Genomic DNA, 17,403 nt, shown 5'->3' with positions numbered 1-17,403 from the left:
AGGATGAATACAAATACTATTTTTTGTTGTAGTTATCTTGTCTTTTATCATAAAAAATCATTTACCAATAAGTTATATGTATTTACCCAGCAACCAATTTAATAACACTTCCTTCAGTTTGATTTTTTTGAATATGAAGATGCGTTCTAATTTCTTGTTGCAGACTTTCTACGTGGGAAATAATACCAACTACTTTATTTTCTTTTTGTAGACTTTGAAGTGTATTAAGGACAATTTGAAGTGAATCATTATCCAAAGAACCAAAACCCTCATCGATAAAAAAGAATTCTTGTTGTTTTCGCATACTCTCCGAAAGTGCAAGCGCAACACAAAGCGAAGCCTGAAAAAGCTGTCCACCTGAAAGCGTTTTGATAGCTCTTGTTTTGCCTTCACTCAAAAAATCTCTTACTTCAAATTCATTACTTTCATTGAGAATTAGTTCTAAAGAATGATGCGTCAGCTCTCTAAAACGAACATTTGCCAGATTACACAAATTTCTTAAATATTCTGTTGAAGCAAAATCAACAAAACCACCACTTCCACCTTTAAAAAGTTTTGTGAGTGTTTGCAAATTATCTTGTCTTTGTAAAAGTTTAGATAGTTTTTTCTCTAAATCTGCTTTTTCTAATTTATCTTTTTCAGCCTTTTTGATTTCTTGACTGAGGATAGTTTGCTGAGAAATATCTTGTTTTTGTTTTGCAGTGAGGTCTTTTATTTCTTTGATAAGTTTCTCAAATGAATCATTTTCATAGCTTTTTCCTTCAGTTTGTTGCTCTAATTTTTGATAATCTTCTAAAGTATTTTTTAGATTTGTAAAGAAAGTCGTAATTTCTTTTCGTTCATTATCTGTATCTATTTTTTGCTTTAGAATAGTTTCAATATCAACTTGATTTACTTTGTCTTTCAAATTTCTATTAAAAATATCTATTTTTTGCAAAATCTGTTTTTGATTTACTTCTAATTCTTCATTTAAAACTGAGAGTTGAGAAAGAATAGATTTTAGTGTTCCTTCTAACTCACTTTTTTGATGGAAAAACTGTTTCTCTTGTTCTTGATTTTTCAAAAATTCTTTTTCTGATGTTTCTGCATTATTCTTTATTTCTACAATCATTTTTTCTAATTCTGAAATGGAAGAATTTAGGTACAACTGAGTTACTTTTTCAGAATTTCGCTCTAATTCTTTTATTTGCCCAGTTTGTAAAGCATGTTTTTGTTTTATGTCTTCCAAACCTAGTTTGTACTTTTCTATCTCAGCATTTATTTTTTCTGATTTTTGTTCTAATTCTGAAAGCTGATTTTCAGTTTTTTTGATTTGAATTTGAATTGTTTTTTGTTCTTTCTGAATTTTTAAGATTTCAGTTTTAGATAGATTTTTCCATTTACTCTTATTTTCTAAAAATACTTTCTGATGAGTTTCAAATTCTACGTTTATGCTTGATTGCTTTTGAAGTTGTTTGTCTAAACTTTCCTTCTTTTCTGTAATTTTTTCTACAAAATGAGCTAGTTCTGTTTCTTCTTTTTGAAGTGTCTTGAGATTTTGTTCGTCTTCTTTTTTCTGTTTTTTGAGTGATTTCAAATTACTATCAAGATTCTCCACATCTAAAATAGTTGGGTGCGATTCCGAACCACAAACAGGACAGGGCTGACCATCTTCCAATGCATGAACGGCTTGATGAAGTCCTTTTTGCATTGTCAATTTTTCAATTTCTTGATTTGTTTTTTCTATATTTTGAGTGATTTCTTTTTCTGATAGTTGTAATCTATTAGTTTCAAAAGTCGTTTTTTCAGTTTCAATTTTCTCAATTTCTGATTTTGCATTTTCTACTTCTTTATTTATTTCAGACTGATTTTTATCTAAATTTTCATTTTTATCAAACCAAATAAAAGCATTTTGCAGGTTTTCGGTATCAATTATTTTACTTTTAAATTCTGAAATAGCATTCTTTTCTTTACTAATTTGAGATTTTATAGCTTGAAGTTCTTCTTGTTTTTGAAGAATTAGATTTGTTCCATTTTCTATTCTTTCTGCTTTCTTTGTATATTCTTCTTTTGCTTCTTTGAGTTTGATAAGCTGATTTATAGGTTCAATTTGCTCTAGTTTTTTTAAGTTTTCTTCTTTTTGAATAGAAATTTCTTTTTGTAACTCAACAGTTTTATCATATTTTTTTTGAGTTTTTTGATAATCCTGCTGCGTTTCTTTTTGCTTTTCTTGAATAGAATTTAAGTTTATGATTATTCTTTTTTGGTCTTTTAAATCTTGTTCAAATTCATTTTTTACTAAAATAAATTGATTCAAATTTTCTTCTCTCTTTTTTATAGTTTCTTCTTGAGATTGAAGTTTTTGCAGTTGAAGTTGCTTTCTATTTTTTTCTTCAAAAATTCCTTTAATGATTTCTAACTGACTTTTTTGTTCATTTTTTTGATTAATTTGATTTTCTTGTTCTGAAATTAATTTTATAAGGTTTTCTACTTCTGTTTGTTTGTTTTGAATAAAATCTTCTGTTAAGTATTCAAATTGATGCGAAATTATATTTTCAATTACTTCAATTTGGTTTTTCGTTTCTTTCAACAAGTTGCGTGTATTATCAGCCAAATCATATTCATGCAGCGAAAAAATATCTTTTATCATGTCTATTCTAGCAGCAGGTTTGAGCTGTAAAAACTCGGCAAACTGTCCTTGTGGAATAATAACTGTTCTTTTAAAATTATCATACGAAAGACCAATCGCTGTTTCTACTTCTTCGAATTCAATGGTTTGCCAATCATTTCCATTTGTTTTTTTGGCTGCTCTTCGATTATAATTAGTAACAGTATCAAATTTTTTGGAATTTCGTTTGGCTATAAATTCACAAATAAAATGTTCTTTTTCTTTTCCTGCCAAAAACTCAAAACTAATTTCTACAACATCAGAGTCCAAATTCATCATGTTGTAATATCTATTGTCGCCACTAATATTTAACTTATCCGTTCTGCCAAAAATAGCAAAAGTAATCGCTTCCAAAATACTGGATTTTCCACTTCCTACTTTTCCAAAAATACCGAAAATACCAGCTTCTGAAAGTGTATCAAACTTAATAGTATGCTTTTTTTTATAAGAATAAAGACCGTTGATAGATAATGAAAGTGGAAACATAAAAAAATTTAGAAGTATGAAGTTAGATTTTAGAAGTAAAGGCAATGAATTGAAATTCAGCGTAGGGAAAAGGCTTGCCTTTTCCTTTATTAAATCATAAAAATTATTTGTTTTCCTTCATCAAATCAAGATTTATGGTAGAGATAAAATTTATTCTCATATTACCAAGGTTGAACTGCATACCACTATTTTCTTGATTTTGTAATTTATCTAATTTCATCTGAATTTTTAGTACAACTTCTCCCTCTGTGAAATATCCTTTTTCTATATCAAAAATATACTCTCCTTCTCCTTTTATTTCTGGTTTGTCTTCTTCTTTTATTTTACTTTCTAGTTTTGGATTTTGGTATTTATCAATCAGAATATCATTTTTTAATGTGTAGAGATTACCTTTAATAGACTTGAGTGTGAGTGTTTGAAAACCTGTCATGGTTACTTTTTCATCTGCTAATGGAATAGACATATTTGTTTCTATTTTGACAGATTCTCCTACTTTCAAATCCTTTGTCGGAATTGGTAATATTCCTGTGGAAAATAACTTCATAGCCTCACTTATTTCTCCTTCTATTGTTCCATCAGATTTCAATCCTTTGATAGACAAATTGTTAAGCTCCTCATTTTCTATTTTCATGTTTTGTAAAATCATATTACCCATTTCTCCCATATACATATCCTCTAAGGCGAGGTTTGCTTTTGCGTCTTGGGTAGGTACAATTGTCAGTTTTCCTTTTGCTGTGTTTGTAATCCCAAAAGCTGAAAAAATTCCTCCCAGTGGACTAACTTCTGTTTTTTGAGTAAAATTATAAGTTAGCTTATCAAAATTTTGAAACTTCCATCTAATTGCTCTTTCATTTTCAGAATCTGAACAACTTATAAATAAAAAACCAAAAACAAGACAAATACCAAGAATAGAATACCTGATGGAGTTATTTATTATATTTTTCATAGTAGAATAAAATTATAAGAAACTTAGCTTTTAATATTGTAAAGATAAAAAAACCTTTCAGAATAATTAAAAAGTTTATTCTGAAAGGTTTTTAAAAGTTAAAGTCATACATAAAGCAAAAAAATGCCTTAGTGTGTACTCATTTTTTCTTTAAATTTTTTAATCTGACGACGCAGAGCTTCTACTGTTTCATCAGCAGCAGATTCAAAAGTTTCTCCCGATTCTTTTGCAAAAAGACTTGTACCTGGTACATTTAAGCGAATTTCGACTACTTTTTCTTTTTTAGGGTCTCCTTTTTCGGTACGAATATAAACTTCTCCGTTGATGATTCCGTCATAGAAAGTCTCTAATTTATTGACTTTCGTTTGTATAAAATCGCTTAGTGTGTCGCTTCTATCATTATCGACATAATACATTTCTAACTTCATAAAAATTGAGGTTAAGGTAAAAAAAATGAAATATTATACTTTTCGTAATAAATTCTTTGCTGTAGACTGATTTTAAAAAATACTTTAATGAGTATTGAATTTAATATTAAATTCGTGTTACATTTTAGTTTCAATCTACATAAATCACAGAATAAAAACAAGTGTAAGGCTATAAAGTTTAATAATTTTTATTCTACTTTTTCATTCTTTTTTATTTTGATTTGGTAGGCAGTGAAAATGAGAAGATTGTCCCTTTTCCTTCCTCACTATCAATCCATATTTTGCCTCCATTTCCTTCAATAAATTCTTTACAGAGTTTGAGTCCGATTCCTGTTCCTTTTTCTTTATGTGTTCCTAAGGTTGTGAAATTTTCTTCGTTAAAAATTTTCTTTTTATTTTTTGGAGAAATTCCTATTCCTGTATCTACTATTCGCATAATTAAAAAATCATTTGCTGTTTCTTCAGACTTGACTAAGATGGTATCTGTTTTTCTACAAAACTTAATTGCATTAGCTACTAAATTTCTGATAACTAAATCTATCATATTCTTATCAGCATAGACAAATGTACTTTGTTCGACTTGGTTTGTAAAACTCAAATCTTTCCCTTTTATTTCTTTATTGAATAAATTTTCTTTGTTGGCAACTAACTTATAAATATCAAAATCTTCTGGGTCAGCATGTAAACCAGTCATTTGGCTTTTTGCCCAGTAGACCAAATTATTCAGTAAATCAGAAGTATAATTTACATTTTTGATAATTTCAGGAAGGAAGTATTTTAATTCAGCTTCTGAAATGCCTCCTTTTTCAAATAAATCTAAAACTCCTTTTAACTGTGCAAATGGGCTACGTAAATCGTGAGAGATAATAGAAAAGAGTTTATCTTTTGTATCATTCAAGCTCTGTAGTTCTAGCTCTTTATTTTTCAAATCACTTACATCAGTTACAAAAACAGTTACATACTTCAATTTTTTGTCTTCATCAAGAACAGGAAAGTATTTTCCATACGAATGCAACATTTGCCCGTTAGGAAGCCGAAGTGGGTCAGCAAACTCTACTACTTTTCCTTGCATTACTTGTTCTAAATAAGGTATATGAATATCTGATATATTTTTTGGCAATACTTTGGTGTGATGCATTCCTTCTATTGTTGAAATAGGTAAAAAGAAACTATCTTCATACATCTTATTGGCAATTATATAGTGTCCTTTTGTATCTATCATTGCTACAAAAATAGGTAGATTATCAATAATTGCTCTCAAAATCATTCGTTCTTGATTAGCAGTTTTGAGCTTAGTAGCATTTGTTGTGGCTTCTTCTAGGTGTTTCTGATTATCAATAATTTGATTTCTCATCTCAATTTCTTTTTCAGCCTTTAATAATAAATTCTGAACGACTCTTTTATTTTCTTTTCTTAGGCTACGAATATGATCACTTAAAGCAAGTGAAAAAAGCCAAATTTCTAAAACGACTCCAAAATAAACGGCATTACGAGTATAAGTAAAATAAGGAATAACTCCATTTATGGTAATTAAGAAAATTAATATAGATACAAATAAAAAAGTCCAACCAAGAGCATAAAAAAGTCCATTTTTCTTTCCTTGAAATGTTATCCAATAAGCAATAGTAAGATTGACTATTGCATTAATAACAAGAAAAGACTGATGTATAGGCTGAATTTTTTGTAATGGAATAAATAAGTTAGAGAACCCTATCAGAGATATTATAGAAATGAGAACTATCAATAGATAGTAGAGCATTTTATTATTTTTCTTTAACTCAAGGTAAAAAATAGTAATAAGACTGACTGTTATTTGAACAGGTGTAACCCAAACTGCAATATGGGTATGAATCCAAATGTAGAACTCTCCTTTTCCAAAAAACTCTGACCAATAAGTATAATTATTAGCAAATGTCACAGAAAACCCAATTCCAAAAAGATAAAATACATATAATAAATAGAGTTTTTTACGAGTAGCAAAATATAAAAAGCTATTGTATAAAAACATAATTAGAAGTACACCTACAAAACCTGCTGTTATGAAATCCCCTTTATCTTTTTCTTGTTCTAGGGCTTGAAGACTACCTACTAGTAGAGGTACTTCTAAAGAACGTGCGCTTTTTACTTTTAAATAATAAGTTTGAACAGAAGTATTTTCTTCTTTTTGAAGAGGCAGCCAAAAGGTATTGGAGGGATATTTTTTTTCTTGTTCTACTCTTAAAATTCCTGTTTGAAAAGGTTTGTTATAATTTCCTGCTGAATCTGGACTATAAAAATCAATTTCCCACAAATAGGTAGTATTTATATTGAGCCAAATATCAGTAGATGATTTGTTTTGAGTTTGAAATTTGAACCAAAAAACACTTTCTGACGAAGTTTCTATAAAAATATCTTTTTGATGAAGTTCAAACTTTCCTTGTTGTTCTAACTTTTGAATTTCTTCGAATGACAATTTACCTTTTGTGTCTTCTAAAACATAAATTTGTTTTCCTATTTTCAATAAATCTGTCGAATGATTTATAGTTATTACATTATCTTGCCCAAAGGAAGACGTAATAAGTAAAGATAAATACAACAACAGAATAATTTTATACATTTTTTATCTATAAATATGAATCTTTTGGCTTCCTGACAAAGATATATTGAAACTATACTCACAATAAAAATTTATTAAGCCATGTGAATATAAAAAAATTAATAAACTATTGACAAAACAGCCATTAATTTCAGGTGCAATTTGTGTAAATTTATTCTATTTCAATCAATTTTTTATCCACTTATACGAATAAATAAAAAATGCAGAAATTTTATTCAATCTCTGCATTATGCAAACTTAGCAAAAAGTATTATGCTTTCTGCTTATTAAGATGTTGTTTGATTTTTTTCATCAAGATAGTATAGTCAACTGGCTTTGTCATATAATCATTTGCGCCTACTTCAAGACATTTTTTTCGATCTTCTTCAAGTGCTTTTGCTGTTACGGCAATAATAGGCAAATCCTTCCATTTTTCTTGTTTTCGGATATTTTCAATAGTTTCAAAACCATTCATGATTGGCATCATGATATCCATCAAAATCAAATCTACAGATTCCTCTTCTAATACTTCTAATGCTTCTTTTCCATTAAATGCTTCTATAATATCAGCATCATGATTTTCTAAGGCTGAAGTCATTACAAACACATTACGAATGTCATCATCAACAATCAGAATACGTTTGCCTCGTAAATCATCACTATTAGCTTCATCAGCTTCATCAGCTAAGTAAGACTCTAAACTTTTATTGACAATAGAATCAAAATCTTCTGATGTTTCTTTATTAAAGTGATCATTACTGTTATCTCTTTCTGCAAAAGTAGTCACATTTTCAGATTCTGAATTCTCTGTATTACTTTCTGCATTAGTTTCTAAATTAGTTGTTGTTTCTTCTTTTTCTTTTTTGGTTGAACCTTTTGTAGGATTTTTCTCGTGTACTTGATGCAAAAACATTTTTGCTTTCTCTAAAAGTTGAGTATAGGCTTGTGGATGTTTGATAATTACACTTACTGAGTACAAACGCATTTCTTCTTTTTCAGAAGCTGTCAAATCTTTTCCAGTATAAATAATAACTGGAATATTTAGACTGTGTTCTTTTATAAATCTACAAAGTCCCATTCCTGTTCCTTGTTCTAGCTTCAAATCAGCAATTACGATATCATAATTACCTGTTTCTAGTTCTTGCTTAGCTGCTGCTTCTGTTGCAACTCCTTTACAAACAACTCCTTCTTTATCAAATAGCTCTAACAAATAATTTTGTTGAAACTCATCATCTTCTACAATAAGCATTTGCTTTGTAGACTTATGCGAAATTCCAGTCAAGCGTAACACTTCATCACGAACAGCTTTTGCTTCAATTGGTTTTTGAAGATAGCCAACTGCTCCTTTTTCAAGTAATTCGATATTTCTATCTCTAGCCGAAACAATTGTAATTGGAATATGACGATATTTTGGTTTGGTTTTGATTTGTTCTAAAAGCTCTGCTCCTGTAATATCTGGCAATCCTAAATCCAAAAGAACTCCTAAAGGATTAAAATATTCGACATCTTGCCAAAATTCTTTTCCAGAAACAGCAATAACACTCTTAAAACCTAATCCACGACTAATTTCTACCAAACTATTTGCATAATCAACATTATCTTCTACAATCAGAATGATATCATCACCTTGATTGGCATTTTCTCTGTCATCTTCGACGGCAAGTTGTGCTACTCGTTTATATTTTCTTTCAGCAGCCTGCTCTTTTACTTGTGCTACATCATCAGCATTAGAACGAAGTTGTGGCTTTCTTTTTTTATCATAAACGACATCTAATTTACGTTTTTTAGCATCTTCTTCTTCGATATGATTTTCGATTGGAAGTAACATATAAAACTCGCTTCCTTTTCCGTGTTCTGAACTCAAATGAACTTCTCCACCCAACATGTTTGTAAGCTCACGAGCAATAGAAAGACCTAAACCAGTTCCTCCAAACTCTCTTGATACCGAACCATCAACTTGTTGGAAGGCTTCAAAGATAACCTTTTGTTTGTTGTGAGGAATACCAATTCCAGAATCAATAACAGAAATTTTGACAGGTAGTTTATCGTGATTACTTTTCGTAATACGAATTGTTACGCTACCTTTTTTGGTAAACTTAAAGGCATTGGATAAAAAGTTTTTGAGAACCTGACTAATTTTGTCTCTATCATTAAATAACTCAATTCCTAATTGGTCATCCACAATAAAATCTAGTTTCTTTTGTCTTGCAAGTTCATCAAACAAAGGTTTAAGATGAGAAAGTAGTTCGCCTGTGTGGAAATGATAAATATTGACGCTCATTTTTCCAGCTTCTATCTTCGAAATATCAAGAATATCATTAATTAGATTTAATAAATCATTTCCTGATTGATAAACAATACTACATTTCTGCACTTCTTTTTCGGATAAATTCTTAGAAGAATTTCGACGAAGCATATCTGAAAGCAAAATAATAGAATTAAGAGGCGTTCTGAGTTCGTGTGACATATTTGCCAAAAACTCTGATTTGTATTTACTTGCTCTGCCAAGTTCATCAGCCTGCTCTTCTAAATCTGCCTGAATAACAGTTAATTGTTCATTACGAATCTGTAATTCTGTACGATGTCTCTCAAGTTGTTCTTGTTGCTGTTGAAGTTCTTCATTAGTTTGTTGAAGCTCTTCAGCTTGTTGTTGCATTTCTTCGTTTTGCTGTTGCAATTCTTCTGATTGTTGTTGAACGTGCATTTGCTCTTCTTTCAAAAGTGCATTTGCTTTTTCTATTTCTTTGGCTTTTGACTGTGCTTCTCGTTTTGCACTTTGTGCTACTTCAAAAAGATTTTTGATTCGTTCGCTTTGCAAAGCAGAATATAAATGTGAAGAAATAAGTTCGGCAGAACTTGTAATAAGTTGTTTTTTAAGTTCTGTAAAAGGCTCAAAACTAGCCAATTCGATTACGCCACAAAGCTCATTTTCATACAAAAGTGGAAACGTATAAGTAGAAGACGGACTTTTACTTATTGTCCCTGTAGTAATATTTTGAGTATTGTCAGGAATGTTTCTGAGCATAATAGGTTTTTTCTCGTAAGCTACTTGTCCTACAACACCTTCTCCTAAATAATACTCACTAGAAAGTCTATCTCTATCAGTAAAGGCATACGAACTATACAGTTTTAATTTTCTGTCTTCTTCATCATAAATATAAAGAACTGCACAACCAACTTGTAAAAACTCACCTAAGAAACTAATACTTTTTTGCCCTACTTCTTTTGACGTAAAATGACCAGAAAGCAGTGCATTTAATTTGTTTGCTCCCTCTTTTAAATAATCTTGATTACGCAAAGAATGTGTCATTTCATTAAGTGCAATACTCAAATCATCTTTTTCTCCTCGTACATTAAGTTGGACATCATAATTTCCTTGTGAAATAGCATTTGCTTTTGTTACAATCTGCCCCAGACTTTTCACAATTTCATTAAAGCTTTGTCCTAACTTTCCTATTTCATCATTTCGCCCTCTAAGTTTGAATTCTACGTTTTCTAAATTTCCTAAAGCTACTTGCTCAGCTTTTTCTTCCATGATTTCGATAGGACGACTTATTTGTCCTTTTATCCAAAAAGGAATAAAAATAGTAATTAGAAATACCAAACCACCAAAACCACCTAGAGTTTTATATGCTTGCTGTACTAATTTATCATTATCTTCTTGTACTTGTGCTGCAATCTTTTCTTTTGTTTCAATTAGATTATCAAGTGTCGTTTTTAGTTCCTCAGCCTTTTTATTCAGCTCACCATAAATAAGTTGATTCGCTTGTTGCAAATCTTGTTCATCAATAGCTAATCCTAAGGCAGTAACTCGTAATGAGTGAAATTCTTGTAACGAAGTTGTATATTTTTCATACAATTCTTGTTCTTTTTCAGAAGGTAACTTTGAGGCAAGCTGTCTTGTCCACTCATCAATATCTCGTTCGTCTTTAGTAATCTGTTGTGCATACTGTTTACGCTGTGTAAGAGTTTCAGACAAAATCACATCACGAGTCTTGACAAGCATCATTGGATAGGCTTCTGCAATATGAGTAAGCAAACGAAGACCTTCAAAGTGAACTTCGGAAACTTCTTTTGAACGTTCACGCAAGTCTTCAATAGATATCAAAGTATAAACGGACATCACTCCTACTACGACAGTAATAATAAGAAAGCTAATTGTTATTTTAGTAGATAATTTAAAACTATTAAACCATTTCATAAAGTGTGTAGGCTTTTAATTGGACTTTTGAGAACAGAAATAAAACTAATTATATTTTGAGGTTTTATCTAATTGATTTATCAGATAATGTTTAATTAACAGAATTTGAATCAAATATCTTGCTTGTTTAGCTAAAATAAACCTTTTTTTCGACGAATACTAACTCAATCACTATTTATTTGTTTTAACATTTTTCGCAGCAGAATAATATACTTGATTCGTTGCAATTTTACAAAAAATTAGTACCAAAATTGAAAGGATTACTTTTTTACAAGTGATTTATTTGTTATTTTATCTTACTTTTGTTTAAGACAGATGAATTTGGAGGTTTTTAAATTCATTTATCACTAATCATTTATCACTAATCACTAAAAAGGCTTGTTTTTCTGTTTCAACATTGGATTTTTGGAAGTAAAGTGGGTAGATGTTTTTGATATTCTACTGGTTGGACTTTTGATTTATAATTTTTATAAACTCGTCAGAGGAACGGTTGCACTTCGTGTGTTTATTGGTTTTTTGTCGCTGTACTTCTTGTATCTTATTGTACAGGCAACTGAAATGGAACTTTTGTCTTCTATTTTAGGTCAGTTTATGGGTGTTGGTGTAGTGGCTGCTGTGGTTTTGTTTCAAGATGAACTCCGTCGTTTTTTACTTTTAATCGGAAAAGCTCCTGCCTTTAATTCTGAGTTTTGGAATACTCTTTTTGGAAAAGATACAGCACATATTATTTGGAATATTGATGCTATTGTAGATTCTACAAAAGAAATGGCTCGTACAAGCACAGGCGCACTTATCGTAATTTCTCGTTTTGATGATATGGAAAAATATGCTGCAACAGGAGATATTATTGATGCCAAAATATCAAAACGAATTATTTCTTCTATTTTCTTTAAAAATAGTCCGTTACATGATGGTGCTGCTATTTTTTATAAAGGTCGTATAATGGCTGGTCGTTGTAGACTTCCTCTTTCGACAAACGAACAAATTCCTGCTTCTTTAGGGATGCGACATCGTGCTGCTATCGGCATGAGCGAAGGAACAAGTACACTTATTTTGGTGGTATCGGAAGAAACTGGACAAATTTCTATTGTAAAAAACGGAGAAATTACTAAAAACCTCTCTCCTCAACAGACTCGTCAGATGCTAAACGAATATTTATCTGCTGAAGAAAAAGAAATTGATGCTGTACCTTTGCCGAATTAAATTTTATAAGGGTTTGGAAGGTAAACAATCAATATAGCAGGCTAGTTATGATAGTTTTTGTTGGTTAAAAATTGTGTTGGTTTATTCAACAGAAGTTTATACTAGTATCGAATTGTTGAAATTACTTGTACCAAAAGATAATTAATTGTTATCTTTGTTAAACAAACCTATCCAAAATTTAGTAATGGTAGGGTCATTGACCATCTATCTAACTAACTTAGAAAGAACAATTTATTGTTTTTATATTTCTTCTTACTCATTTGTTTTCTACCTTTGAATTAATCATTAATCCTAACTATTATTTTTTTAGAAGGTTTTTTTAGAAGGTCATTTTTTTACTTATGAAAAATAGTTTTTTTCTATTAATATTTTTTTATTTTTTGCTATTTCCTTTTTTTCTGTATGCACAGAAAGGTGGGCAAATCCAATACGACTCTCTTCTATCCTATCAAAGTAGTATTGATGATATATTAGAACTCCCAAAAAAAGATAAATTTGCCACCGAAATTTATTCTGCTTCTAGGCAGTATGAAAATCTTTTTGATGTTCCTCTTTCGGCTTCTGTACTTAGCCGAGAAGAAATAGAGGCTGCTGGTTGTTTATCTATTCCTGAAGCTATGCGCTTAATTCCAGGGGTAATTGTCAGAGAAATGTCAAACGGAAATTATGACATTCATTTGCGTGGGATGGACAATATTAGCCCGAATAACATTACTTCTCTTTCTTTGAATACAAGTACACTAGTTATGGTAAATAACCGAATTGTACATAATTTTTTGACAGGAAGTACAGTTTGGCATGCACTGCCTATTGTAGTTAGTGATATAGAACAAATAGAAGTAATTAGAGGAACAACTTCAGTTTTGTATGGTACTAATGCTGTGTCTGGAGTGATTAATATTATTACTACTCAAGAAAAGCGAAAAGGTTATTTTGGAACAGCTCAAACTACTTATGGAAGCCACAATTCAGTACTTAATTATGTAGGTGCAGGCTATAAATCTGAAAAATTATCTATACGAGTAAGTGGAAACACACAACGAAGAGAACGTTATGATAATTTATTGTACCACCATTTTGACAATAGCTATGTTCCTATTGATTCTTTAAAGTCAATATCAACAGGAGACCCTCTTCTCTCTTTTAAGAAAAACAACAGAAATACAGACATTGCATTAGAGGCATATAGTTTCAATGTATTTAGTTCGTATGATTATTCAGATAATTTATCTTTCAATGTAGATGCAGGTTTTGAAAAATCTAATGGGCTTACAGCGTATGCAGATAATAGAAGTACTATTTTGAGTTATTTAGAATCTCAATCTAGTTATTTGCGATTAAATACCAATTATAAAGATTTAGGAATTGAAACTGGTTATATAGGTGGAAGTATTGCTAATGAGAGTAGATTTGAAACGTATGATATAGTCGCAGAATATAATTTTAGAATAGGAAATAAATTACGCCTCAAACCACTTCTAAATTATAGAGAAGCTACTTTTGATGATAAAACTTCGATTATTTTGCAAGGCAAAGAAGTATTAAAAAATTATGCAGCAGGATTAAGTGCTAATTATGCCCCTACTCAAAGATGGAGAATTGTTTTAGGGATTCATGTAGATGCTTTTAATAATCCGTCGGACAACTATTTTTCTTATCAAAGTGCTGTTACCTATAAACCAAGTCCAAAATTATTAGTAAGAGCAGGTGTCTCAAGAGCTTATCGTGCCCCTTTGTTTGTCGAACTTTACTTCAATGAACGTACAGTTTCTCAAATTTCAGAAGATCCACTTTTTTCTTTGGTTACGACCATTCAGGGAAATACAGAACTCAAGTTACTACAGGGAGATTTATGGGAAGCAGGATTACGTTATCAAATTTCGGAAAAAGTAGATCTAAATGTAGAAATTTTCAGAAGTAAATTTTCTAATTACACCGAAGTTGTTAGACAAGAAACGACTTCTTCCATTACTCCTGAAGGAGAAATAATAGGTTTTGATCCTATTATTATTCAAAATGTAGCTTTAGAAGCTCTACAACATGGCATTACTGTTTCGTCTGATATTGTTACAGAAAAATGGCAATTCAAACCTTATCTGACTTTACAGACAACAGAATTAAAAAATTATAGTCCTTATCTAAATACCTCCCAAACGAGTGAGCTTATTTTGGGATATGACCCTTTAATTTTTAATATAAATACAACAGAAGACAAACAACACGAATCTACCCCTGCCTTATTTGGAGGTGTTTATTTCAACTATTTGATTTCTTCAAAACTAAATATCAATACATTAGGTTATTTTTTGAGTAGCCAAACTTATTATCATCGTCAAAATACAGAACAAATGGATGGAGTAAGGGGTATTTATCCTATAAATTCAAAATTACTTTTGAATCTTACAGCACGTTACAGACTAACAAATAAAATCAATTCGTTTATATCTATAAAAAATATTTTAGGAGATAATTCGGTAGAATATGCAAAAGGAGAACATATAGGACGTTCTTTTTGGGCAGGTTTTAGTATTAGCATCTAGTTTCATGAATTAAATCAATAAAAAATAGTCGCATATAAAAATTTAATGAAAATAAATATCCTTTTAAAGTTAAAAAACATTTATTCTCTATTCCTTTTACTACTTATAGGAGGTGTTTTTTGCTGTACTTCTGTAAAAGCACAAAGTTTGGATAATTTAATTGTTGAGTTAGAAAATGCAACTACTATAGAACAAAAAAACAATAGTAGAAAAAATATTGCTCTCTATTATGAAAAGAATAGAATATACAATAAGGCAATAGATTATTATCAGAGAATATATAATAGCAATCAGTTATCTAGTCAAGAGGAAAAAAATGTTTTAGAAAAAATAGGCAACCTACAAACTATTACCAGTAATTATCAACAAGCAGAAAAAACCTATCACCTACTTTTGTCTCTTTCCAATGAAGAAGAAAAACTAACTCTTTACAATCAGTTAGCAGAGATTTATAAAAAACAAGACAACATTCAAAAGGCCATAGAATATACTACAAAGTTGATTTTTTTTTATCAAGAAGATTCTCCTAAGTATGCTATACTTCTCAATAATTTAGGATATTTAAAAAAGAAAAATAGTCAAAATAAGGAAGCAAATGAGTATTTTCAGAAAGCATTGGATATGAATCAGCGTTTGATTGATTCAAACCAATCCTTAAATGCAGAAGATAAAAATGCACTTTATGTAAATATGGCTACTAATCTTATTTATTTAAAAGATGTAGAGTCAGCTATTAATAAATTGAAGGAAAATATCTTTATACAAAAAAAGGCAGGTAACAAAAATGGCATAGCTAGTTCGCTTAATTTTTTGGCTGCTACTTATTTGATAAATGGTAATACTATAGAAGCCTCTGAAAATTTACAAAAAGCGATACGAATAGGAGAAGAATTACAGAATAATGCATTACAAGCAGAATCTTATAAAGTGCTTTCTGAATTGTATAATATGGAAAATAATTTTCAAGCTGCACAATATGCGTATAAAAAATCTCAATCTTTTTTAGAAAGAACTCAGAAAATAGAAGAAGAAAAGAAACAAAACTTAATTGATAAAGAGATAGAAGCAGAAAAAGAAGAAAGTGCCATTCAAAAAGAATTATCTGAAAAAAAAGAGCAACAACTTACTGTTCAGCAATTAAAGTTAGAATCAGAAAGAAAAGAACAAGAACTCAAGTTATTAGAACAAGAAAAACAGTTACGAGTAGCTGAGATAAAATCTTTCCGACTGGCTAAAGAACGTACTCAACAGGCTCTTGCCATAACACAACAAAAATTAGAAGCAGAACAAAAAAATCAGGCATTAAGGGAACTACAGAATGAAAAAGAATTACAAAATCGGGAACTCATTCAAGAACGCTTAGAAAAAAGAGAAAAAGAAAAAGAATTAGAACTATCAAATGCTGAAAAAAGACTCAAAGACCTACAATTAAAAGAAGAAGAAACCCAAGCCAACTATACATATATTGGAATTGGACTTATTTCTATTATTTTAGTAGCTATGCTTTTTGCTTTTTTCCAACAACAAAGACTCAACGAAAAACTAGAGCAAGAAAGACAACAAGTAGCTTTACACCAAAACTCTTTAGAATTAACCAATGGAGAATTATTAGATTATAAAAAGAAAATTGATCAAAGCATTGCTTCTGCACAACTTATACAAAATGCGACATTACCGACCCTAACTACAATTAGCCGTTATTTTAAAGATATTTTTATCATCTATCGTCCTCAACAAGTAGTGTCTGGAGATTTTTATTGGACTTATTCTAAAGGAAATACAACTATATTTGTATTGGCTGACTGTACTGGGCATGGCGTTTCGGGAGCTTTCATGACTTTTATTGGAAGTTCATTATTAGACCAAATTGTAAAATCAGATAAAGCTACTCAACCTACTGAAATATTAAATCAACTTCATGCTAGATTACGATTAGCCTTACAACAAGAAGAAACAGGAAATACTGATGGAATGGATATTTCAGTTCTCCGTATAACTAGAAAAGAGGAAGGAGCAGAAATTGCTTTTTCAGCAGCCAAGCAACCTCTTTATTATTATGAACCCAATCAAGAATTAAAAACAATAAAAGGTTCTAGAAAATCAGTAGGAGGAAAAACCAACTATGACAAAGGATTTGAATCGCATACTTTTTCAGTACAAAAAGGTACTGTATTTTATCTAAGTAGTGATGGCTATGCTGATCAAAATAATATCAAAAGAAAAAAATATGGTTCTAAAAAATTTGTTGCTTTATTGGATGAAATTAAAGCACAACCATTAGCAATACAAGAACAAAAACTCAATGAAACTTTAGACCAACACCAACAAGGAACAGAACAACGAGATGATATTGCTGTGGTGGGGTTGAAGGTATAGA

8 protein-coding genes are annotated in these 17,403 nt (G+C 30.2%); 3 read left to right on the top strand and 5 right to left on the bottom strand.

The features are described from left to right. Nucleotides 1-82: 82 nt before the first annotated feature. The 5 genes from V9L04_RS10865 to V9L04_RS10845 all read right to left on the bottom strand — a co-directional run bounded on the left by V9L04_RS10865 (nt 83) and on the right by V9L04_RS10845 (nt 11,283). Nucleotides 83-3,133 (bottom strand): SMC family ATPase, encoded by a 3,051-nt coding sequence (locus V9L04_RS10865; RefSeq protein WP_338794164.1) that lies wholly within the window; start codon nt 3,131-3,133, stop codon nt 83-85. A gap of 103 nt (nt 3,134-3,236) precedes the next feature. Beyond that, entirely contained in the window at nt 3,237-4,079 is an 843-nt protein-coding gene (locus tag V9L04_RS10860; protein ID WP_338794163.1) for a hypothetical protein, read from the bottom strand. Nucleotides 4,080-4,207: 128 nt separating this feature from the next. After that, complete coding sequence (gene raiA / locus V9L04_RS10855; protein WP_338794162.1) at nt 4,208-4,507, bottom strand: ribosome-associated translation inhibitor RaiA; 300 nt, start codon at nt 4,505-4,507, stop codon at nt 4,208-4,210. A gap of 211 nt (nt 4,508-4,718) precedes the next feature. Continuing rightward, nucleotides 4,719-7,103, bottom strand: coding sequence for a 7TM diverse intracellular signaling domain-containing protein (locus V9L04_RS10850; protein ID WP_338794161.1), 2,385 nt, complete (start codon nt 7,101-7,103; stop codon nt 4,719-4,721). 250 nt (nt 7,104-7,353) lie between these two features. After that, a complete protein-coding gene (locus tag V9L04_RS10845) occupies nt 7,354-11,283 on the bottom strand; it encodes a response regulator (protein ID WP_338794160.1) in 3,930 nt (1,309 codons plus the stop codon). A gap of 405 nt (nt 11,284-11,688) precedes the next feature. Here V9L04_RS10845 and cdaA point away from each other — a divergent pair, with 405 nt between their 5' ends. The 3 genes from cdaA (at nt 11,689) to V9L04_RS10830 (ending at nt 17,402) form a co-directional block, all read left to right on the top strand. Next, nucleotides 11,689-12,486 (top strand): diadenylate cyclase CdaA, encoded by a 798-nt coding sequence (gene cdaA, locus V9L04_RS10840; protein WP_338794159.1) that lies wholly within the window; start codon nt 11,689-11,691, stop codon nt 12,484-12,486. 380 nt (nt 12,487-12,866) lie between these two features. After that, a complete protein-coding gene (locus tag V9L04_RS10835; RefSeq protein WP_338794158.1) occupies nt 12,867-15,026 on the top strand; it encodes a TonB-dependent receptor in 2,160 nt (719 codons plus the stop codon). A 45-nt stretch (nt 15,027-15,071) separates the two neighbouring features. Beyond that, nucleotides 15,072-17,402 carry a tetratricopeptide repeat protein gene (locus V9L04_RS10830; protein WP_338794157.1) on the top strand — a complete coding sequence of 777 codons (2,331 nt, stop codon included), beginning with the start codon at nt 15,072-15,074 and terminating at the stop codon, nt 17,400-17,402. Nucleotide 17,403 lies beyond the last annotated feature (1 nt).

The organism is Bernardetia sp. MNP-M8 (assembly GCF_037126285.1).
Classification (GTDB): domain Bacteria; phylum Bacteroidota; class Bacteroidia; order Cytophagales; family Bernardetiaceae; genus Bernardetia.
Note: the sequence above shows the minus strand (reverse complement) of the source record. Positions and strands in the feature narration are given on the sequence as shown.